The sequence below is a fragment of the Lentzea sp. NPDC092896 genome, from assembly GCF_044754905.1.
Classification (GTDB): Bacteria; Actinomycetota; Actinomycetes; order Mycobacteriales; family Pseudonocardiaceae; genus Lentzea.
The window spans coordinates 294652-314210 of the sequence record NZ_JBIVPX010000010.1 but is presented as its reverse complement, the minus strand read 5'-3'; the positions used below and the strand labels follow the sequence as shown (position 1 = coordinate 314210).

Here is a 19559-nt window from a genome sequence, read left to right as displayed (position 1 = left end):
GATGGGATTTCCGTGTCGTCTTGTGGTCTTCGTCGTCTTGAGTTGAGCGTTGCCGAGCCTGAGTCGTCGGTGGATTTCTTCGCCGGTGTTCTCGGGTGGACGGTGATCGCGGAGCCCGGTGGGTCGTTCTCGGGCTGGGTGGGTGATCGGCTCGCGGCTCAGGTCGTTGCGGGGGACCAGGGTTGGCGGGTGTTCTTCGGTGGTGACGAGCCGCGTGATCTGATCGGGAACTCCTCTGTGGACTCCGGCCGGGTGTTGCACGGTCCGTGGGCGCCGCCTCCCCGGCACGGTGAGCCGTGCTGGGTCGAGTTGATGGTCGAGGCGCCGGACGACGAGTTCTGGACCGGGTCGCTGGGCTGGGAGGTCAGTCCGGCGACGGAGGACTTCGTGTTGTTCACGTCGGCGCGGCATGGTGATCCGCGGTCGGTGGCGGGCAGGCTCACGACCACGCGTGCGCAGGGCTGGCAGACGTACTTCGCCGTGGACGATGTCGCGGCGGCGTGCGCGAAGGTGTCCGAGTTGGACGGTCGTGTGCTCTTGGAGCCCACGACCGTGCCGACCGGGTTGATCGCGTCGATCGAGAGTCCGCACGGCGGCCCGTGCGTGTTGCTGGAGAAGCCGGCGGGCTGGGGCGGGACGTGGTCTAGCTAGCCGGTTCGCGGTCGAAGAAGGCGACGGCGAGCAGGATCAGGCCGGTGGCGATGCTGACGCCGGTGTTGATCAGCAGGTCGGAGGTGGCCATGCCGATCTCGCGGCCCCAGTAGGCGAGTTGTGAGCCCGCGTCCCAGAACAGGTACATCAGGGCGTTGAGGACGATGAGCTTGCGCCGGTCGGCCGCGCGCCGCAGTCCCATGGCGATGATGGTGATCGCGATGATGAGGACGTGGTAGCCGGCGACGGAGTACCACTGGAACGCGCGTGTCGGTGTCATCTCGCCGCCGAGGTAGGCGCGGTCGGTGAGTTCGGGGTTGAAGGTGAGCACGACGGCCTGGAGCAGGTTGAAGGCGATGTAGACCCACAGGACGATCTTCATCCAGAGCTTCACGGGTCAGGCGTCCAGTTCGGGTGGGAAGCCGCCGGTGGCGATGGGGCCCCAGCTGTCGATGGTGATGCGGATGAGGGACTTGCCCTGGCGGAGCATGGCGGCGCGGTACTCGTCCCAGTCGGGGTGCTCGCCGGCGATACAGCGGTAGTACTCGACGAAGTCCTCCAGCGCTTCGGGCAGGTCGAGGACTTCGGCGGTGCCGTCGATCTGGACGTAGGCGTCGTTCCAGTCGTCGGAGAGCACGCACATGGTGACGTGGGGGTTGCGGCGGGCGTTGCGGACCTTGGCGCGTTGCGGGTAGGTCGCGACGACGATGCGGCCCTGCGCGTCGACGCCGCAGGAGACGGGGGAGACCTGCACGCCGTCGGTGCTGCTGCGGCGGGTGATGAGGACGCCGTGGTGGCGGGTTGCGAGGAACTCGAGCAGCTGCGGCCGGTCGACGAGGTCGGCCGTGGCGATCTTCGGCATGATGTGCAGCATGGCACGCTTCACCTCGTTCGACGGCACCGAACTCGCCTATCGAGAAGCAGGGGACGGCGTCCCGCTGGTGGTGCTGGCGGGTGGTCCCGGGCGGGCGTCGGAGTACCTGGAGACGCTGGGCGGGCTGGACGCGTCGCGGCGGTTGGTCGTGCTGGACAACCGGGGCACGGGCTCCTCGGACGAGCCGGCGGATCCGTTCACCTACCGGCGCGACATGCTGGTGCGGGACGTGGAGATGCTGCGCCGTCACCTGGGCCTGGACGTGATCGACGTGCTGGGTCACTCCGCGGGTGCCGGGATCGCGATGGGGTATGCGGCGGATTGTCCGGACCGGGTCGGGAAGCTCGTGCTGCTCACGCCGGCGTTGCGCAGTGTCGGGTTGTCGCCGGAGCAGAGCGACTGGGACACGTTCCTGGCCACCCGTGCCGATCAGCCGTGGTTCGAGGTGGCGACGGCGGCTCTGGAGCGCAACGCGGCCGGTGACGACTCGGTGCGCAACCGGGTGGCGGCGTCGCCGTTGCTGTACGCGCGGTGGGACGAGCGGACCCAGGCGCACGCGGACGCGGAGCTGGGTCAGTGGAAGTACGAGGTCGCGCTGGGCTACAACGCCGAGGGCGCGTTCGTGCCGGGTGTGCTGCGGCGGGCGATCGCGGACTTCGGGCATCCGGTGCTGGTGTACGCGTGCGAGGTGGATCCGATCTCGCCGGTGCGGCGCTGCGTGGAGCTGGCGGCGTTGTTCCCGGACGCGACGCTGTTCGTGCACGAGGGTGTGGGGCACTACCCGTGGGTGGAGGACCCTGCGACGGTGTCGTCGCGGATCGAGGAGTTCCTGGCGGGCTAGCTCGGGTTGTCAGGAAGGACTCGCGCGGCGGACACCGTTCCTTCCGCGGCGAACCGGTACAGGACGGTCAGCAGTCGTGGCCGGCTCCGATCCGGGCGCAGCCGGCCGTCGTGCCGGGCAGGTTCGCGATGTTCGCGCGGAAAGATCGTTTCTGCGGCGGGCTAGCGGGCGGCGGCGGTGGCGACGCGGTCGCGGCCGTTGTTCTTGGCCTGGTAAAGGGCCTCGTCGGCGGCCAGCAGCAGTGGGCTGAGCTCGGTGGCGATGTCGGGGAACACCGCGGCGCCGACGGAGCCGGTGAGGCCGGTGATGACGCGGGTGTTGCCGAGGCGGTCGATGACCTCGACCTCGAGGCGGGCGATGTCGAAGCGGATGCGTTCGGCGGTGGCGCGGACCTCGGTGGTGCCGACGCCGGGCAGCAGGACCGCGAACTCCTCGCCGCCGAAGCGGCCGACGAGGTCGTAGGAGCGGACGGCGTGTTTGAGGGCGTCGGCGACGGCGCGCAGCACCCGGTCGCCGGCGAGGTGGCCGTAGGTGTCGTTGATCTGCTTGAAGTGGTCGAGGTCCAGTATCAGCACGCCGACGGTGGAGACCAGGCGGCGGGCGCGGGCGATCTCGCGTTCGGCGACGTCGTGCCAGAAGGTGGCGTCGACCAGGCCGGTCTTGCTGTCGGTGCGGGCGGCGACGCGGAACTGCGGCAGCAGCAGGCCCATGTGCAGGGCCAGGACGGTGAGCAGCAGGATCGGTGAGAGCCACGGGCGGGCGGTGGCGATGATGGCGATGCCGGAGCCGAGGCCGACCGAGGCGGTCACGATGAGGACGTCGGAGGCGTGGCCGAGCGCGGTCTTGAGCGGGTTCTCGCGGTTGGTCATGATGATCGCGCCCACGACCAGGGCGTAGTTGACGAACCAGTAGAGGAATCCCGCGATCACGAGTGCTATGAGGCCGCGTGGTCCGTCCAGATCGGACGGGGTTGAGGCGGAGAACATGGCCAGGACCCATTGCGCTGCGGCACAGCCAAGTACGACAGTGGCCGCGGAGAACAGTTTCCGGTAGAGAACGGCCCGGCGCTCGTACACCCGCAGCCACGCGTGCAGGTAGATGGTCACGACCATCAGGACGACCAGTGGCATCGGGAGAACGAGCACGCCCGCGAATTGCCACACCGATTGCATCTGCGCGTGAGGGACCCCCTCAGAGGAGATTTCGCGGATGCGTTCGATTCCGCGCGCCGCTTCCAGATGAATGAGCGCTGCCGCGGTGAGGGCCGCGAACCAGGCCCAGTGGCGCACCTCGACAGGGGTAAGCCGTGCGGTCGCGAGCGTGACGAGTGCCGCGAGCACGGCAATCGTCACGACGTAGGTCAGCACGACAGGAGGAAGGGACCATAACTTCCACCGGCGCGGGTCGAGCCTAGGCACGCTGCCACCCCCACCGAAAACCATCAGGAACAAACCACTGTAGCTACCGGGTCACGCGAAGTCGTGGCTCCATGTGGGGGACCTCACCCCGAGTAGTCCTCGTGTTTTCACCCCTCATTGCACACCCCGCATTCCCACAAGGAGACGGTCATGATGAACCGCGCGCTGTCCACCGACTGGACTTTCACCTCCACTGACTGGACCTTCGCGAAGTCGACGGACTGGACCTTCAGCTCCGGTTCGACCGACTGGACGTTCATGGCGTCGACGGACTGGACGTTCGCGTCGACCGACTGGACCGTCTGAGCCTTGTGTGAACCGTGGTGACGGTGGAGGGTGCCCCGCCGGCACCCTCCACCGTCACGGTGACGTTTGTGGTTGTGCGTGTCCGGCCTGCGTGAAGGCCTGCTTCCACTCCCACGCCGCGCCGGCCGCGGCCAGCACCCCCAGACCCGCGATGGCCGCGATGACGTGCGGTACCCGCCACCAGTGGGCCGCCGCCCCCGCCGCCGCGATCCCCAGCCCCTGCGACACCCGCAGCGCCGTGACGGCCAGGCCGAACGCCTGGCCGCGCGTCGCGTCGGGCACCGAGCGCACGAACGTCGCGTTGGCGAGCAGTTGATACCCGCTGGCCGCGCCCGAGAGTCCGAGCAGCACCAACGTCCACACCAGACCCGGAGACAACGCCATCGGCAGCAGCACCGCGCACGACACGACCGACAGCACCGGCATCCACCGCAGCCCACGCCCGGCCGGTACGCGCGCGAGCACCACCATGCCCAGCGCGGTCCCGGCCGACACCACGCCGAAGATCGCCCCCACCGCCGCCGGACCCGCCCCCAGCTGGGAGGCCAGCGGCGCGGCGAGCGCCTCGGCGGGAATGTAGAACCCGGACACGCAGGCGAGCGCGACCAGCGCCCGCAGCCGCCGGTCACCCCACACCAGCCGCGCGCCACCGAGCAGGTCCGCGGGCCACGCCCGCACGTGCGGATGGCCCGGCGCTGGCCGGTCGAGCAGGAACACCCCCACCAGCAGCGCCGACACGGCGAACGTCACCCCGTCCGCGAGCAGCACCGGCCCCGGCCCGAGCGAGGCCACGAGCACGCCGCCGCCGAGGAACCCGGCCACCTGCGCGGCCTGCGTGACGGTGCTCAGCACGGCCTGGGCCAGCGGATACCGTTCGTCGGGCAGGATGCTGGGCAGCAACGCCGCCCGCGCCGCCCCGTGGGGCGCGCCCGCGAGCTGCACCGTCACCAGCAGCGCCGCCAGCACCCACAACGGCAGCCCCGGCACCGCCATCAGCAACAACAGGGCCGCGCGCACGAGATCCGCGGCCACCATGACGGTGCGGCGGGCGAACCGGTCGGCGAGCCCCGAGAGCAGAGGCCCGCCGAGCAGGTCCGGCAGGAACGTCAACGCGTAGGTCAGCGCCGTGAGGCCCGCGCTGGCGGTGCGGTCGTAGACGTGCACCGTCAGCGCGACCCTGGCGAACTGGTCACCGGCCACCGACACCACGTGCGCCACGAACAGGGCGCGGAACTCGCGATCGCGGGCGAGTCCGCGGTAACCGGGCATGAGCTACAGAATGGACGACCAGAACCCGCACTGGTGATCCAGGGCGAAATCGGTGCCGCCGATCGCTCCGGGAGCCAGCGACTGCACGTCGGCCCGCCAGCCCGGATCACCGGTGCGCGCGAACCGGCCCCACGCCGCGATCATGTAGTCCGACACCTTCCGCTGCTCGGGCGTCAGCGTCTGGCCCATGTCGAACAGCATCAGCAGCTCAGAGCCGTGATAGGCCCCGTACTCCGGGAACGGCGGGAAGTCCGGGAAGATCATCGGCACGTCCGGGTCGGCGAACTCGTACCCCGACACACGGGCCCGCCGCCCCAGCTCGCCGCGCGCGGTCTGCGACGGGCACGCCCACCCCTTGTCGGTCAGCAGCTCGGCGATCTCGTCGCGCGCGTCGCCGTTGCCGTTGACCGGATACCGGGCCGCGACCTGGTCCGCGTTCGGGCCGAAGAACCAGGCCAGCTGGTCCTGGTAGGCGGTCTCGGGCAGCGGCTGCGGCCAGAACAACGGCGCGAACAACGTCATCTCGTCGTGCGTCGACCCCACCAACGTCGGAACACGGTGCATCCGGCCCGTGCGCTGCGCGACGATCGGGTCGATCGGCAGCACCGCCGTGTCGTAGGACGGCGAGGCGAACTGCTCGTGCACCGTGAGCAGCTTGGACACCGGCTGCGCCCGCAGGCACGCCACGTCCGCGCACCCGAGCACCCCGAGGCCCGCCTTCTCCGTGTCGGCACGGGAGCGCCACACGCCGGTGAACTCACCTGGGGCCGTGAACGACGGCAGGTTCAGCCCGCACGGCCCCGACTGGATGATCGCCTTCGCGAACAACCCTGCCGCCCGTGGCGACGCCAGCTGCGCACACACGCTCAGTCCACCCGCGGACTCGCCGAACACCGTGACGTTGCGTGCGTCCCCGCCGAACGCACGGGCGTTGCGCTGCACCCACCGCAGTGCCGCTTGCTGATCGGCCAGCCCGAACGCACCCGACCTGGCCAGCCCCGGATGGCCGAAGAACCCGAACACCCCGAGCCGGTAGTTCACGGTGACCACGACGGCGTCGTTCCTGGACGCGAGCCAGGTCGCGTCGTACATAGACGCCGCCCCCGACGTGAACCCGCCGCCGTGGATCCACACCATGACCGGCCGCGGCCGCGACGAGTTCCCCGCCGGCGTCGTCACGTTCAGGTAGAGACAGTCCTCTGTCTCCGACGACGGCTGCCCCAGCTGTGAGTTCTGCGCGCAGAACGGCGCGGGCGACGTCGCGTCCCGCACCCCCTGCCATCGCGCGGCAGGCTGCGGATCACGCCACCGGTTCTCACCGACCGGGGGAGTAGCGAACGGGATGTTCCCGAACGTCCGCACGGTCTCGGTCACCTTGCCGCGCACGGCACCTTTGTCCGTGCGCACCACCGCGCCACTGTCCGCGACGGCAGGAACCACCACCGCACAGGCCATCACGGCGGCCACGACCGCCGACATCATCGTCCTCACAACGACCCCCAGAACTCGCACTGGTGGTCCTTCGAGAAGTCCGCCGGCCCGACCGCGCCCGCGACCAGCGACTGCACGTCGGCCCGCCAGCCCGGGTCACCGGTGCGCGCGAACCGGCCCCACGCCGCGATCATGTAGTCCGACAACTCCCGCTGCCCCGCGGTCAACGGCAGCCCGAAGTCGAACAGGAACGGTAGCTCGGAGGCGTGGAACGCCTTGTAGCCGCCGGGAAACGGCGGCATGCCGGGAAAGAACATCGGCACGTTCTGATCCGCGAACTCATACCCCGACACCCGCGCGTGCCGGTCCAGCCGGGTGCGCGTCACCGCCGACTCGCACGACCACGACTTGTCCGTCAGCAGCCTGGCGATCTCGTCGCGCGCGTCGCCGTTGCCGTTGACCGGATACCGGGCCGCGACCTTGTCCGCGTCCGCGCCGAACAACGCGCCCAGCGTCGCTGCGTAAGCCGCCTCGGGCACGGGCTGAGGGAAGGCCTCCGGCGTGAACAACGTCATCTCGTCGTGCGTCGACCCCACCAACGTCGGAACACGGTGCATCCGGCCCGTGCGTTGCGCCACGAGCGGGTCGATCGGCAGCACCGCCGTGTCGTAGGCGGGGGAGGTGAACTGGTCGTGCACCGTCAGCAGCTTCTCGACCGGCTGCGCCCGCAGACACGCGAGGTCGGCACAGCCCACCGTGCCCACACCCGACTGCTCGACCTCGGCACGCGGCTTCCACAGGTGCGCGAACGTCCCCGGCTCCGTCGGCGAGGGCGCGTCGACCCCGCACGGCCCCGACTGGATGATCGCCTTCGCGAACAACCCCGCCGCCCGCGGTGAGGCCAGCTGCGCACACACGCTCAACGCGCCCGCCGACTCCCCGAACACCGTCACGTTGCGCGAATCACCGCCGAACGCACGGGCGTTGCGCTGCACCCACCGCAGCGCCGCCTGCTGATCCGCGATCCCGAACGTCCCCGAGCCGGCGAGTCCGGGGTAGCCGAAGAACCCGAACACCCCGAGCCGGTAGTTCACCGTGACGACCACGGCGTCGTTCTTGGTCGCGAGCCACCGCGCGTCGTACATGGACGCGCCGCCGCTGGTGAACGAGCCGCCGTGGATCCACACCATCACCGGCCGCGGCCGCGACGAGTTCCCCGCCGGAGTGGTGACGTTGAGGTAGAGGCAGTCCTCGGTCTGGGAGGGCGGCTGTCCCAGTCCCGCGCCCTGCGCGCACATCGGCGCGGGTGTCGTCGCGTCCCGCACCCCCTGCCACCGCACGGCAGGCTGCGGATCCCGCCACCGGTTCGCACCCACCGGCGCGGCGGCGAACGGAATGCCGCCGAACGTGCGATACGTGCTGGTCACCGTCCCGGCGACCGCGCCCTTGTCGGTCTTCACGATCCGTCCGCCGTCCGCCTGAGCGGCGGGGAACTGGCAGACGGCGAGCGTCATCGCGGCGGCCAAAGCCACCGTTGCGATCCTGGCCATGTGGACCCCCTTCGGGCTCGAACGTATCGGGGTCCGAGGGGCCCGGAAACCGCATAAAGAGAACTTGTCCCATCCGCCGAAAGTCGCGGTCGCGCTCCCCGGTTGCCGACATACCGACCGGTCGGTACCCTCCGAGTCGTGGGTGACACAACGCTTCCGCAACAGCCACTGGTCGACGCGCTGATCTTCGACTGGGGCGGCGTCCTGACGGTCTCCGTGCCCGAGTTCGTCGGCGCCTGGCTGCACGCCGAGGCCATCGACCGCGACGTCTACGGCCGCATCATGCGCGAGTGGCTCAGCCGCGAGGCGCTCCCGGACAACCCGGTGTTCCGCCTGGAGACCGGCGAGCTGACGGTGCCCGAGTTCGAACGGCTGCTGGCCGCCGAGCTGATCACCACCACCGGCGCCAAGATCGCCGAGGACGGGCTGCTGAGGCGCATGTTCGGTGGCGCGACTCCCGACCCGGCGATGGTCGAGCTCGTCCGCAAGGCCCGCGCCGCCGGCCTGCACACCGCGCTGCTGTCCAACAGCTGGGGCGAGGGCTACCCGAAGGACCTGCTGATCGAGCTGTTCGACACCGTCGTGATCAGCGGCCGCATCGGCCTGCGCAAACCCGACGAGCGCATCTACCGTCACACCCTCGAGCAGGTCGGTGTCGACGCGGGACGCGCGGTGTTCTTCGACGACGCGCCGATCAACGTCGAAGCCGCCCAGTCCGCCGGCATGCACGCGTTCCGCCACACGAGCGCTGAGAGCACCCGCGCCCACCTCGCCACCCTCGGAGTGAACCTGTGACCGACCTTCCCGGACTCGACCTGCGGGCACTGGCCGCACACCTGGGCACGGGCCCGCTGACCGGCGAGCTGTTCCGCGGCGGCCGCTCCAACCTCACCTACCGCGTCAGCGACGGCACCCGCACGTGGGTGCTGCGCCGCCCGCCGCTGGGGCACGTGCTCGCCACCGCCCACGACATGGCCCGCGAGTTCCGCGTCATCTCCGCGCTCGCCGACACGAACGTTCCCGTGCCCGGCGCGCACCAGCTCGTCGAGGACACCTCCGTCATCGGCGCACCGTTCTACCTCATGCAGGAGATGCCCGGCGCCGCGCTGCGCGAACGCTCCCAGTGCCCGTGGATCACCCCGGACCAGGCGCGCACCCTGTCCGAGCGCCTCGTCGACGTGCTGGCCGACCTGCACTCCGTCGACCCCGCCTCCGTGGGCCTGCAGGACTTCGGCCGCCCGGAAGGCTTCCTCGCCCGGCAGGTCAAGCGCTGGGGCAAGCAGCTCGACGCCTCCCGCAGCCGCGACCTGCCCGGCATCGAGGAACTGCGCGACAAGCTCGCCGACACCGTCCCCGACTCGCCGCGCGCCGCGATCATCCACGGCGACTACCGCCTCGACAACGCGCTCGTCACCCAGGACCCCCTCGAAATCAGCGCCGTCCTGGACTGGGAGATGGCCACCCTGGGCGACCCGCTCGCCGACCTCGGCCTGCTCTACGTCTACTGGGCGGGCCTGGGCGCGGACAACGACCCCATCACCGGCGGCGTCACCTCGCTGCCCGGGTTCCTGTCCGCCGACGAGCTCGTCGCCCGCTACACCGCCCGCACCGGCACCGACACCTCCGGCCTGGGCTGGTACATCGCCTTCGGCTACTTCAAGCTCGCCGTCATCGTCGAAGGCATCCACTTCCGCTTCGCCAGCGGCAAGACCGTCGGCGCCGGCTTCGAAAAGCTCGGCGCGTTCACCGTTCCCCTCGTGCGGCAGGGACTCGCCGCCGCCCACAAGGAGCTCTAATGGACTTCGCCTACGACGCCAAGACCGAGGAACTGCGCACCAAGCTCCTCACGTTCATGGACGAGCACGTCTACCCGGCCGAAGCGGTCCTCGAGCAGCAGCTGCACGACGCCGCCGACCCGTGGGAACGCCAGCCCGTCCTCGAAGAGCTCAAAGCCGAAGCCCGCCGCCAGGGCCTGTGGAACCTCTTCCTGCCCGACCCCGAGCACGGCGCGGGCCTGACGAACCTGCAGTACGCGCCGCTCGCCGAGATCACCGGCCGCAGCCCCCACCTCGCCCCCGAAGCGCTCAACTGCGCCGCACCGGACACCGGGAACATGGAAGTGCTGTCCATGTTCGGCACCGACGAGCAGAAGAAGCAGTGGCTGCAGCCCCTGCTCGACGGCGAGATCCGCTCCGCGTTCTGCATGACCGAACCCGAGGTCGCCTCCTCCGACGCCACCAACATCGCCACCCGCATCGAACGCGACGGCGACGACTACGTCATCAACGGCCGCAAGTGGTGGTCCTCGGGCGCGATGAACCCGAACTGCGCCATCTTCATCGTCATGGGCAAGACCGACCCCGACGCCGAACGCCACCGCCAGCAGGCCATGATCCTCGTCCCGCGCGACGCCGCCGGCGTCACCGTCAAGCGCGCCATGCACGTCTTCGGCTACGGCGACCACGCCCACGGCGGCCACGCCGAGATCGAGTTCGTCGACGTCCGCGTCCCCGCCTCGAACCTCATCTCCGGTGAGGGCGAAGGGTTCGCCATCGCCCAGGCCCGCCTGGGCCCCGGCCGCATCCACCACTGCATGCGCCTGATCGGCATGGCCGAACGCGCCCTCGAGCTGATGTGCCGCCGCGCCTCCTCGCGCGTCGCGTTCGGCAAGCCCATCGCCGCCCAGGGCGTCGTGCACGAGTGGATCGCCGAGTCCCGCGTCCGCATCGAACAGGCCAGGCTCCTGGTCCTCAAGACCGCGTGGCTGATGGACACCGTCGGCAACAAGGGCGCCCACACCGAGATCCAGGCCATCAAGATCGGCACCCCCTCGATGACCGAATGGGTCCTCGACAAGGCCATCCAGGCCCACGGCGGCGCCGGCGTCAGCCAGGACTTCCCGCTGGCCGAACTCTGGGCCGCCACCCGCACCCTACGCCTCGCGGACGGCCCCGACGAGGTCCACCGCATGTCGCTGGCCAAGCGGGAGCTCAAGAAGTACCTGTAGACGCATGGATGTCACGCGAGGCGGACCGGCCGACGTACCGGCGATCATGCAGATGCTCGACGACGCGCAGGACTGGCTCGCCTCGCAGGGCCGCACCGGACAGTGGGGAACCGACCACTGGTCCGGTGCCCCGGCCGCCGTCGACAGGTTCACCCGCCTCGCCACCACCGGCACCGTCTGGCTCGCCGTCATCGACGACGAGCCCGCGGGCGTGATCATCAGCTCCACCACGCCACCGGACTACGTGCCGCCCGCCGACGAACCCGAGCACTACGTGACCCTGCTGGTCACCGCACGCGCGTTTGCCGGCAACGGCGTCGGCGCTGCACTGCTGGCCCACGCCCGCGCCGAAGCCCGTGCCGCCGGGGTCGGCCTGCTGCGCGTCGACTGCTACGACAGCGAGGACCACCGTCTCGTCGCCTACTACGAGCAGCAGGGCTTCACCTCGGTGTCCGCCTTCACCGCCCGTGACGGCACGTGGCCCGGCCGCGTGCTCGCCGTGCGCGTCTAAAGGAACAGGCAGAACGGGTGCCCGTCCGGATCGATCAGCACCCGCACGTCCTCCTGAGGCTGCACCTGCGCGAGCACCGCCCCGCACGCCAGCGCGTGCTCGACCGCCGAGCCCAGGTCGTCGACCTCGATGTCCAGGTGCTGCGACGCCGTCTGCGCACCGTCCACGCTCGGCCACACCGGCCTGCGGAAACACGCCTCGAACTCGAAGTTCAGCGTCAGCCCGCCCGGCACCCGCACCTGAGCCCAGTCGTCCTCCACCGCCCCCACCGAGGCGCCGAGCAGCCGGGCGTAGAACCCGGCGAGCTCGCGAGGCTGTGACGTACCGACCGTGACCGACGTGAGGCGCACGGCGTCGACGCTAGTTGTTGAGGGCCTCACGCGCCGCCACAGCAGCACGGCAGGCGTGCACGAAGTCCCAGAACACCTCGGTCGTCGTGTGCCGCCGGTCCGACCGCGAGTTCTCCTCGAACATCGCCGTGCGCAGGGGAGTCGTCAGCTCCAGCTGCGCGCCTTGGCGCGAACGGGTGCGGTTCGCGATGTTCGCCCGGTCGAAGCCGCCCAGGATCGGGTGGTCCACCGCGTCGATCGTGTGGAACCCCGCCCGCCGCAGCCGCGTCAGCAGCTCCAGCCGCAGCAACGCGTCCCGCCCGCCGACCAGCACCGCCCGGTCGTGATCCTCCAGACCCGCCGCGGCCGCCGTGCAACCGTGCAGGCCCAACGCGTGCGAGGCCCCCGACACCAGCGTGCGGGCCACACGGTCGTCGCAGTTGGACGACGTCACGTGCAGCTCGTCGTTCGAGGCCGTGCGCAGGCCCTCGAACATCCAGTAGTCGTGGGTCTGGCCGATCGGCACGCGGGTACCGGGGTGCAAACCCGCGATCGCGAGGCACAACTCGGACGTTCCGACCTCGATACCGCCGCCGTGCGGGGCGAGGACGACCGACTGCGTACGGGGCCGGTGCCGCTTGAAGCGACGCCGGTAGTCCACCCGTTCCACCAGTCGGGGATCGGCGTAGAGGTCGGAGTTGGACGCGTAGACGTCTAACGCCGCCCACTGAGGCTGGGGTCTCATGGCGGCGGGAAGCCTACCCGGCGTCACCCGGACGGCCGCCGCCCACCGGGTGACCCGCGCTCACACCAGCGTCAACGTCCCCGCGCCCGCGTCGAGCTCCGCCCGCACACCCAGCGGCAACGACCACGAGCCCGGACAGTGCCCGAACCCGGCGTCACCCAGGATCGGCACCCCCAGACCCGACAGCCGGTCCGCCAGCACCGCCGAGACGTCACCGCAGTCCGTCCACGACCCCAGCACGATCCCCGACACCGGCTCGAACCAGCCCGCCCGCAGCAACTGCGTCAGGATCCGGTCCAGCCGATACGCCTCCTCGCCGATGTCCTCCAGCAACGCGATCGCCCCCGCGGCAGGCGGCTCCCAGCGGGGCCCGCCCACCGACGCCGCCAGCAACGCCGCGTTCCCGCCCGTGAGCACCCCACGCGCCGTACCCGGCACCACAGGCGTCCCCATCGTCCACGACCCTGTGCCCTCGAACAGCAGCGCACGCAGCCGTGACTGCGCCAGCGGATCGCCGACGAAATCCGCGGTACCCGGCATCGGCCCGAACACCGTCGGCTGACCGACCGCGTTCAACTCGGCGTGCAGCACCGTCACGTCCGACGAGCCCACGAACACCCGAGGCGGCAAGTCCTTCCACGGCACGAGGTCCGTCATCCGCAGACACCCGTACCCGCCGCGCACGCAGAACACCGCCGACACGTCCGAACGCCACGCCGACACGAACTCCGCCGCCCGCGCCTCGTCCGACCCGGCCAGATACGGCAACGACCACGGCCGCACCACCGGCGCCGTGACCCGCAGCCCCCACGACCGCAGCACGTCCACGCCCGCGTCGATCTTCGAAGCCAGGGCCGGGCCGGCCGGGGACACCAGCGCGACCCGATCCCCGGCGGAGAGCAGACTCACTCCGAGAGTTCCAGCACCGGCACACCGGGCGGGACGAACCCGAACGCCTGCCCGTAGAACGACAGCTCCGCCTCCAGCGCCGTCTTGATGTTCTCGGCCATCCGGAACCCGTGCTGCTCGCCCTCGAACGTGATGTACGCGTGCGGGATCCCCGACCCGGCCAGATCCGCGGCGAACCGGTCCGCCTGCTCCGGCGGGCAGATCTCGTCCTCCAGGCCCTGCAACAACAGCACCGGCCCCGACACCGACCGCGCCTTCGTCGACGGCGAACGGTCCCGATAGCGGTCAGCGGCCTCCGGCAGCGTGCCGACCAGGCCCTCGACGTAGCGCGACTCGAAGTCGTGCGTCTCGCCGCCCTCCGACGTCCAGCCGGCCAGGTCCAGGATCGGGAACGCCACCATGCCGCACCGGTACACGCCGGTCGAGGTCAGCGACGCCGCCGAGGTCCAGCCACCCGCCGAACCACCCCGGATCCCGAGACGCTGCGGATCCGCCGTGCCCTCCTTCGCGAGCTCCTGGGCCACGAACGCGCAGTCCTCCACGTCCACGACACCCCACTGCTCGCGCAGCCGCTCCCGAAACGCCCGCCCGTAGCCGGTGGAGCCGCCGTAGTTCACCGCCACCACACCGATACCGCGGCTGGTGAAGTACGCGATGTCCGTGTCGAGCTTCGGCAACGCACGCCCCGTGGGCCCGCCGTGCACGTGCACCACGTACGGCGGCAACTCACCCTCAGGACCGGCGAAGTCCGGGTTCGACGGCGCGTACACGTACGCGGGGATCTCGCCGAACATCCGCTCCACCGGCACCGGCAGGTACGCCGACTCCGGCGACTGCTCGCCGCCGGTCAGGTACGACAGCTCGCCGTTGGACAGGTCCAGGCGCACCACGGCGTAGTCCGACGTCGGCCCGGCCGCGCCGCAGATCACCACGCCGTCGCGCACCGACAGGTCCGCGGCCCACGTCGGCAGATCGGTCTGCACGTCGGTCACCGTCGCGGAACGTTCGTCGAGCACCGCCAGATGCCCCGACCGCACCACCAGGTACCGGCCCGGCGACAGCGTGGCGAACCAGCGGTTGCCCAGCCTCCACATCGGACCGCCCAGCTCCTCCTCGCACGGCGCCAGGTTCTTGCGCGTGCCGTCGGGGGAGACGCGGAACAGGTTCCACCAGCCGTCCGGGTCGGTCAGCGCCAGCAGGGAGTCGCCCTCCCACTCGAACTGGCACACCGCCTCGGTCCGCGACCCGGCCACGACCTGGTGCTCGGAGGACCCGATCTCGGCGACGCAGAGTTCGGCGCCGTCCCACGGCATCAGCGGGTGGTCCCAGCCGATCCAGGCGAACCTCGTGCCGTCCGGGCTGATCTTCGGTCCGGTCATGAAGTGGTGCGAGGCACCCAGAACCCGGATCTCACCTGAGCGGGTGATCGCCACCAGGTCGCGGCGCACGTCGGTGCGCGCGTCGCCCGTGACGGACTCCCGCACGCACCACACCTCGCCGTCCGGGCCCGCCGACAGATCCGAGTACCGCACGCCCTGATGCCGTTCCGGCTCGGGCGTCAGCGGCGTGGGCTCGGGAGCGTCGGGGTTGAACACGTACACGCGCTGGTCGTTCCAGTGCGTGAACGCCACCCTGTCCTGCTCGAGCACCACGAACGGCCTGCCGCCGTACTCGTGCACCCGGTTGCGGGCGTTCCACGGCGCGGGCAGCACCTCGGCGCCATCGCGCACCAGCGCCACTCTGCCGCCCTGAGCCGCTCGGCTCTCCGCCCACCACACCTGCTCACCGTGCAGGTCGGCCCACTGGAACCCACCCCCCGGTTTGGAGGTGTCGCCGGCCGTGATCGGCGAGGTCCAGGTCCCGTACGAAGCGATCTTCACCACAACCCGACCCTATACGCGGAGTGTTTGGTGGGGGAGGACCTGCCGACGATCTCCGCGTGGCCTAGGGTCGTATCTGCCATGGCTCGTGTCATTCACGTATTCCGCGCACCCGACCGTTTCATCGCAGGAACCGTCGGGCAGCCCGGCGACCGCACCTTCTACCTGCAGGCCTCAGAGCAGAGCAGGTTGATCAGCGTCGCCCTGGAAAAGCAGCAGGTCCAGGTCCTCGCCGAACGCATCGGCTCGTTGCTCGAGGAGGTGCACCGCCGCTTCGGCGCCGACGTCCCCGAGGACGCGCCACCCGACGACCTCGACACCCAGCCCCTCGACGTGCCCGTCGAGGAGGAGTTCCGGGTCGGCACCATGGGCCTCGGCTGGGACGCCGAGTCCAAGGCGGTCGTCATCGAACTCCTCGCGATCTCCGAGGAGGAGGTCGACGAGGCCGTCGTGCTCGACGACACCGAGGAGGGCCCCGACGCCGTGCGGGTCTTCCTGTCGCCGTCCGCCGCCCGCGCCTTCGCCGAACGCGCCGACCGCGTCATCAACGCCGGCCGCAAACCCTGCCCCCTGTGCGCCGAACCGCTCGACGCGGACGGCCACATCTGCCCGCGGCAAAACGGTTACCGCCGCACCGAAGAAGACTGACGTGGACACCTCGTCGGCCCTGCACCTGCTCGAACACGGCCGCATCGAGGTCGAAGGACGCCTCGTCGACGCCTCCAACGCCACCTTGTTCTGCAAGATCTCGTTGGACGGCGTCGACGCCCAGTGCGTCTACAAACCCGTGCGAGGCGAACGGCCGCTCTGGGACTTCCCCGACGGCACGCTCGCCGGCCGCGAGGTGGCCACCTACCTCATCTCCGCCGCGTCCTTCGGCGTCGTGCCGCCCACCGTGCTGCGCCCCGGCCCGTTCGGCAGCGGCATGGTCCAACTCTGGGTCGAGACCCGCGAGGAAGACGAACTCGTCGACATCATCGGCGTCGACGACGTCAAACCCGGCTGGATCCCCGTCTTCCACGCCCACGACCGCTTCGGCGACCCGGCCGTGCTCGTGCACGCCGACCACCCGCGCATCGCCGAGATGTCCGCCTTCGACGTCGTCGTCAACAACGCCGACCGCAAAGGCGGCCACGTCCTGCACGCCCTCGACGGCTCCGTCTACGGCGTGGACCACGGCATCTGCCTGCACACCGAACCCAAACTCCGCACCGTCCTGTGGGGCTGGGCCCGCGAACCCCTCCCCGAGCACGCCGTGGACACGTTGCGCCGCCTGAGATCCGAACTGGACGGCGCGCTGGGTGAGTCGCTGCACGACCACCTGACCCGCGCCGAGGTCCGCGCCGTGGGGGAGCGCACCGACAAACTGCTGGCCGCCGGGGTCTACCCCGAACCGTCCGGCGACTGGCCCGCCATCCCCTGGCCCGCGTTCTAGCTCCTGTGATCTGCGTCCGGCAGCGACAAAGGACGCACTGTCCGCGCCCAGCGTTACTACGCTCAGCGACCATGTCGTTGATCAACCCGCCCAAGCCCCAGCCCGGCGACCGCGTGGCGATCGTCTCCCCGGCCGCGGGCCTGCCGGGCCTGTTCCCCCTCCCGCACGAACTGGGCCTGCAGCGCCTCAAGACCGAGTTCGGCCTGGTCCCCGTCGAGTACCCGGCGACCCGCAAGCTCGGTTCCACCCCGCGGGAACGCGCCGCGGACCTGCACGCCGCGTTCGCCGACCCGTCCATCAAGGCGGTCATCGCCACGATCGGCGGCGACGACCAGATCACCGTCCTGCCGCACCTGGACGAGGACCTGATCAAGGCCAACCCCAAGCCGTTCTTCGGCCACAGCGACAACACCAACCTGCTGACGTGGCTGACCAACCGCGGCATGGTCGGCTTCTACGGCGGCAGCGTCATGGTCCAGTTCGGCCGGCCCGGCGCCATGCACCCCGCCACCGCCGACTCGCTGCGGGCCGCGCTGTTCACGCCGGGGCAGTACCGGCTCACCGAGTCCACGGCCTACGGCGACAAGGACAGCCCCTGGGAGGACCCGGAGGCGTTCGAGACGGAACCCGTCCTCGAACCCAGCGGCGGCTGGATCTGGCACCAGCCGCACACCGCGGTCAAAGCCACGTCGTGGGGCGGGAACCTGGAGATCCTGTCGTGGCTGATGATGGCCGGCCGCGAGATCAACGCCCCCGAGCACTACGACGGCAAGGTCCTGTTCTTCGAGACCAGCGAGGAGATGCCGTCCGCGACCGAGGTCTACCGGATCCTGCGCAACATGGGTGAACGCGGCCTGCTGCAGCGATTCGCGGCCGTCTTGGTAGGGCGGGCCAAGGCCTGGTTCTTCACCAACCAGGACACCGACCGCGCCACCCACACCGCCGAACAACGCGAAGCGGTGCTCCAGGCCTTCGCGCAGTACGCGCCCGACACGATGATCGTGTTCGACGTCGACCTCGGCCACACCGACCCGCAGGTCATCATCCCGGTGGGCGGCACGATCGAGGTCAACGGCCCGGACCGCACGATCACCGTCACCTACTGACGGTGGCGGTCATCCGCGACCTATTCCTCGCCCATTGATGTTCCCGTATTGAGATACCGCCGGGGTTTGACGCGCGGATGATCGTGCCCCTATCTTCTGGAGGCGTTCTGACCTGCGTGAACATTCGAATTGTGAATGCGGGATCCGGTGGACATGACCTATTTCGAACGGATTGTCGTGGTGGGCGCCGCCGAACTCGGCGCGTGGGCGGCCTCGTGTCTCGCGCGGCGGTTCGGGCCCGTTCACCTGATCGGCCCCGGCGCCGCGACGCTCGCCGACATCGGGGTCCGGCGTTACCCGCACGCCACCGTCCGCGAACTCGACCTCGACACGCCCGCGGTCATCGTCGACAACGACGGCGGGCGCCTGCAGCGGCTGGTGTGCGACCGGCTCGTCGTGGCCGGGTGGCCCGTGCCGTTGCTGCCGGTCAACCGGTGGGTCGTCGACGGCAAGGTCGCCATCGCCGGCGACGGCGCCGATCTGCGGCTGCTCTCCACGTGCTTCGACGCCAACGGACTGTGGCGCCCGGCGCTGGCCGACTACCAGTTCCGCCGCCAATCGGGAGCGAACTCGCTAATCTGAGTTGAGTGATCGATGACGCCGCCAGAGCCCGCCTGATCCGACGTTTCGGCACCGGTGTGACCGGGTGGATCGACGCCCTGCCCGACCTGGTCGCCACGCTCACCGCCCGCTGGGGCCTCAGCCTGGTCGAACACGTGCCCGGCGGCACCGGCGCCACGTTCCTGTGCACCTCCGCGGTCCTCAAGCTCACCCCGGACCACGACATCGCCGTGCACGAGGCCAGAGCACTCGCCGCCTGGTCCGGCACGCCCGCGATGGTCGACCTCCTCGACGCCGACCTCGCCCGCGGCGCGCTGCTCCTGCGCAGAATCCAGCCCGGCAGCCCGGCCACAGACCCCGCCAAGGTCGTCCCGCACCTGCACGAGGCCAGCCCGAAAGGCTTCCCGCCGCTCAAGGCCCGCGTCGACTTCCTGTTCGAAACCCTGCTCACCCGCCGCACCGGCACCTACTACGCCACCGAACACCACCGCGCCCGCAAACTCGCCGAGGACAACGTCAAACCCGTGCTGCTGCACGGCGACATGCACCCCGGCAACGTCCTGCAAGGCCCCGACGGCCCGATCGCGATCGACCCGCGTGCCTGCGTCGGCGACCCGGCCGTCGACTGGCTGGACTTCGTGCACGGCGGCTACGACCTGCACGGCGCCGACGTCGACCTGGACCGCGTCCACGAGTGGCTCACCGCCTTCAAACCCTTCTACGGTTAGGGTTCCCA

The 19559-nt window shown here is 70.4% G+C and carries 22 protein-coding genes; 12 read left to right on the top strand and 10 right to left on the bottom strand.

What is annotated here, in order from left to right; translation table 11 throughout:
• Positions 1-12 precede the first annotated feature (12 nt).
• Positions 13-651, top strand: a complete 639-nt coding sequence (locus ACIQF0_RS38540; RefSeq protein ID WP_401038320.1) for a VOC family protein — start codon at positions 13-15, stop codon at positions 649-651.
• Here the strand turns inward: ACIQF0_RS38540 and ACIQF0_RS38535 are convergent.
• Both ACIQF0_RS38535 and ACIQF0_RS38530 read right to left on the bottom strand, forming a co-directional pair.
• Entirely contained in the window at positions 644-1033 is a 390-nt protein-coding gene (locus tag ACIQF0_RS38535) for a hypothetical protein (protein WP_401038318.1), read from the bottom strand. The genes ACIQF0_RS38540 and ACIQF0_RS38535 overlap by 8 nt on opposite strands.
• A 15-nt stretch (positions 1034-1048) precedes the next feature.
• Positions 1049-1513 (bottom strand): PPOX class F420-dependent oxidoreductase, encoded by a 465-nt coding sequence (locus ACIQF0_RS38530; protein WP_401038583.1) that lies wholly within the window; start codon positions 1511-1513, stop codon positions 1049-1051.
• Between the two features lie 10 nt (positions 1514-1523).
• Between ACIQF0_RS38530 and ACIQF0_RS38525 the strand changes: the two genes are divergently transcribed.
• On the top strand, positions 1524-2366 hold the full coding sequence (locus tag ACIQF0_RS38525) for an alpha/beta fold hydrolase (protein WP_401038315.1): 843 nt from the start codon (positions 1524-1526) through the stop codon (positions 2364-2366).
• A gap of 161 nt (positions 2367-2527) precedes the next feature.
• Here the strand turns inward: ACIQF0_RS38525 and ACIQF0_RS38520 are convergent, their stop codons facing one another.
• Complete coding sequence (locus ACIQF0_RS38520) at positions 2528-3733, bottom strand: diguanylate cyclase (protein ID WP_401038312.1); 1206 nt, start codon at positions 3731-3733, stop codon at positions 2528-2530.
• Positions 3734-3934: 201 nt separating this feature from the next.
• Between ACIQF0_RS38520 and ACIQF0_RS38515 the strand changes: the two genes are divergently transcribed.
• Entirely contained in the window at positions 3935-4090 is a 156-nt protein-coding gene (locus tag ACIQF0_RS38515) for a hypothetical protein (protein WP_360036365.1), read from the top strand.
• A 54-nt stretch (positions 4091-4144) separates the two neighbouring features.
• Here the strand turns inward: ACIQF0_RS38515 and ACIQF0_RS38510 are convergent, their stop codons facing one another.
• From ACIQF0_RS38510 to ACIQF0_RS38500, 3 genes are read right to left on the bottom strand one after another with little or no spacing between them, the layout of a single operon-like run.
• Positions 4145-5359 carry an MFS transporter gene (locus tag ACIQF0_RS38510; RefSeq protein ID WP_401038309.1) on the bottom strand — a complete coding sequence of 405 codons (1215 nt, stop codon included), beginning with the start codon at positions 5357-5359 and terminating at the stop codon, positions 4145-4147.
• 3 nt (positions 5360-5362) lie between these two features.
• Positions 5363-6871: a carboxylesterase/lipase family protein gene (locus tag ACIQF0_RS38505; protein WP_401038306.1), complete on the bottom strand. Its 1509-nt coding sequence runs from the start codon at positions 6869-6871 to the stop codon at positions 5363-5365.
• Positions 6847-8340 carry a carboxylesterase/lipase family protein gene (locus ACIQF0_RS38500; protein WP_401038304.1) on the bottom strand — a complete coding sequence of 498 codons (1494 nt, stop codon included), beginning with the start codon at positions 8338-8340 and terminating at the stop codon, positions 6847-6849. The genes ACIQF0_RS38505 and ACIQF0_RS38500 overlap by 25 nt, the downstream gene beginning before the upstream one ends.
• Positions 8341-8478: 138 nt before the next feature.
• Between ACIQF0_RS38500 and ACIQF0_RS38495 the strand changes: the two genes are divergently transcribed.
• From ACIQF0_RS38495 to ACIQF0_RS38480, 4 genes are read left to right on the top strand one after another with little or no spacing between them, the layout of a single operon-like run.
• A complete protein-coding gene (locus ACIQF0_RS38495) occupies positions 8479-9135 on the top strand; it encodes an HAD family hydrolase (RefSeq protein WP_401038303.1) in 657 nt (218 codons plus the stop codon).
• Positions 9132-10136 carry a phosphotransferase family protein gene (locus ACIQF0_RS38490; protein ID WP_401038301.1) on the top strand — a complete coding sequence of 335 codons (1005 nt, stop codon included), beginning with the start codon at positions 9132-9134 and terminating at the stop codon, positions 10134-10136. Before ACIQF0_RS38495 ends, ACIQF0_RS38490 begins: the two co-directional genes overlap by 4 nt.
• A complete protein-coding gene (locus ACIQF0_RS38485; protein WP_401038299.1) occupies positions 10136-11347 on the top strand; it encodes an acyl-CoA dehydrogenase family protein in 1212 nt (403 codons plus the stop codon). Before ACIQF0_RS38490 ends, ACIQF0_RS38485 begins: the two co-directional genes overlap by 1 nt.
• A 4-nt stretch (positions 11348-11351) precedes the next feature.
• Complete coding sequence (locus ACIQF0_RS38480; protein ID WP_401038296.1) at positions 11352-11858, top strand: GNAT family N-acetyltransferase; 507 nt, start codon at positions 11352-11354, stop codon at positions 11856-11858.
• On the opposite strand, the gene ACIQF0_RS38475 is transcribed toward ACIQF0_RS38480, so the two are convergent.
• From ACIQF0_RS38475 to ACIQF0_RS38460, 4 genes are read right to left on the bottom strand one after another with little or no spacing between them, the layout of a single operon-like run.
• Positions 11855-12208, bottom strand: coding sequence for a VOC family protein (locus ACIQF0_RS38475; protein ID WP_401038293.1), 354 nt, complete (start codon positions 12206-12208; stop codon positions 11855-11857). The genes ACIQF0_RS38480 and ACIQF0_RS38475 overlap by 4 nt on opposite strands.
• Before the next feature lie 10 nt (positions 12209-12218).
• On the bottom strand, positions 12219-12932 hold the full coding sequence (locus ACIQF0_RS38470; protein WP_360036387.1) for a poly-gamma-glutamate hydrolase family protein: 714 nt from the start codon (positions 12930-12932) through the stop codon (positions 12219-12221).
• A gap of 60 nt (positions 12933-12992) precedes the next feature.
• Positions 12993-13841: an LD-carboxypeptidase gene (locus ACIQF0_RS38465; RefSeq protein ID WP_401038290.1), complete on the bottom strand. Its 849-nt coding sequence runs from the start codon at positions 13839-13841 to the stop codon at positions 12993-12995.
• Positions 13838-15724, bottom strand: a complete 1887-nt coding sequence (locus tag ACIQF0_RS38460; RefSeq protein WP_401038288.1) for a prolyl oligopeptidase family serine peptidase — start codon at positions 15722-15724, stop codon at positions 13838-13840. Before ACIQF0_RS38460 ends, ACIQF0_RS38465 begins: the two co-directional genes overlap by 4 nt.
• Before the next feature lie 78 nt (positions 15725-15802).
• On the opposite strand from ACIQF0_RS38460, the gene ACIQF0_RS38455 reads away from it, so the two are divergent.
• The 5 genes from ACIQF0_RS38455 to ACIQF0_RS38435 all read left to right on the top strand — a co-directional run bounded on the left by ACIQF0_RS38455 (position 15803) and on the right by ACIQF0_RS38435 (position 19551).
• Positions 15803-16369 carry a DUF3090 domain-containing protein gene (locus ACIQF0_RS38455; protein ID WP_360036396.1) on the top strand — a complete coding sequence of 189 codons (567 nt, stop codon included), beginning with the start codon at positions 15803-15805 and terminating at the stop codon, positions 16367-16369.
• Position 16370: 1 nt separating this feature from the next.
• On the top strand, positions 16371-17156 hold the full coding sequence (locus ACIQF0_RS38450) for an SCO1664 family protein (protein ID WP_401038287.1): 786 nt from the start codon (positions 16371-16373) through the stop codon (positions 17154-17156).
• 71 nt (positions 17157-17227) lie between these two features.
• The gene (locus ACIQF0_RS38445; RefSeq protein ID WP_401038285.1) at positions 17228-18262 is read left to right on the top strand and encodes a S66 peptidase family protein; all 1035 of its coding nucleotides are present in this window, start codon (positions 17228-17230) and stop codon (positions 18260-18262) included.
• 153 nt (positions 18263-18415) lie between these two features.
• The gene (locus ACIQF0_RS38440) at positions 18416-18844 is read left to right on the top strand and encodes a hypothetical protein (protein ID WP_401038282.1); all 429 of its coding nucleotides are present in this window, start codon (positions 18416-18418) and stop codon (positions 18842-18844) included.
• Between the two features lie 5 nt (positions 18845-18849).
• Positions 18850-19551 carry an aminoglycoside phosphotransferase family protein gene (locus ACIQF0_RS38435; RefSeq protein ID WP_401038279.1) on the top strand — a complete coding sequence of 234 codons (702 nt, stop codon included), beginning with the start codon at positions 18850-18852 and terminating at the stop codon, positions 19549-19551.
• Positions 19552-19559: the final 8 nt, after the last annotated feature.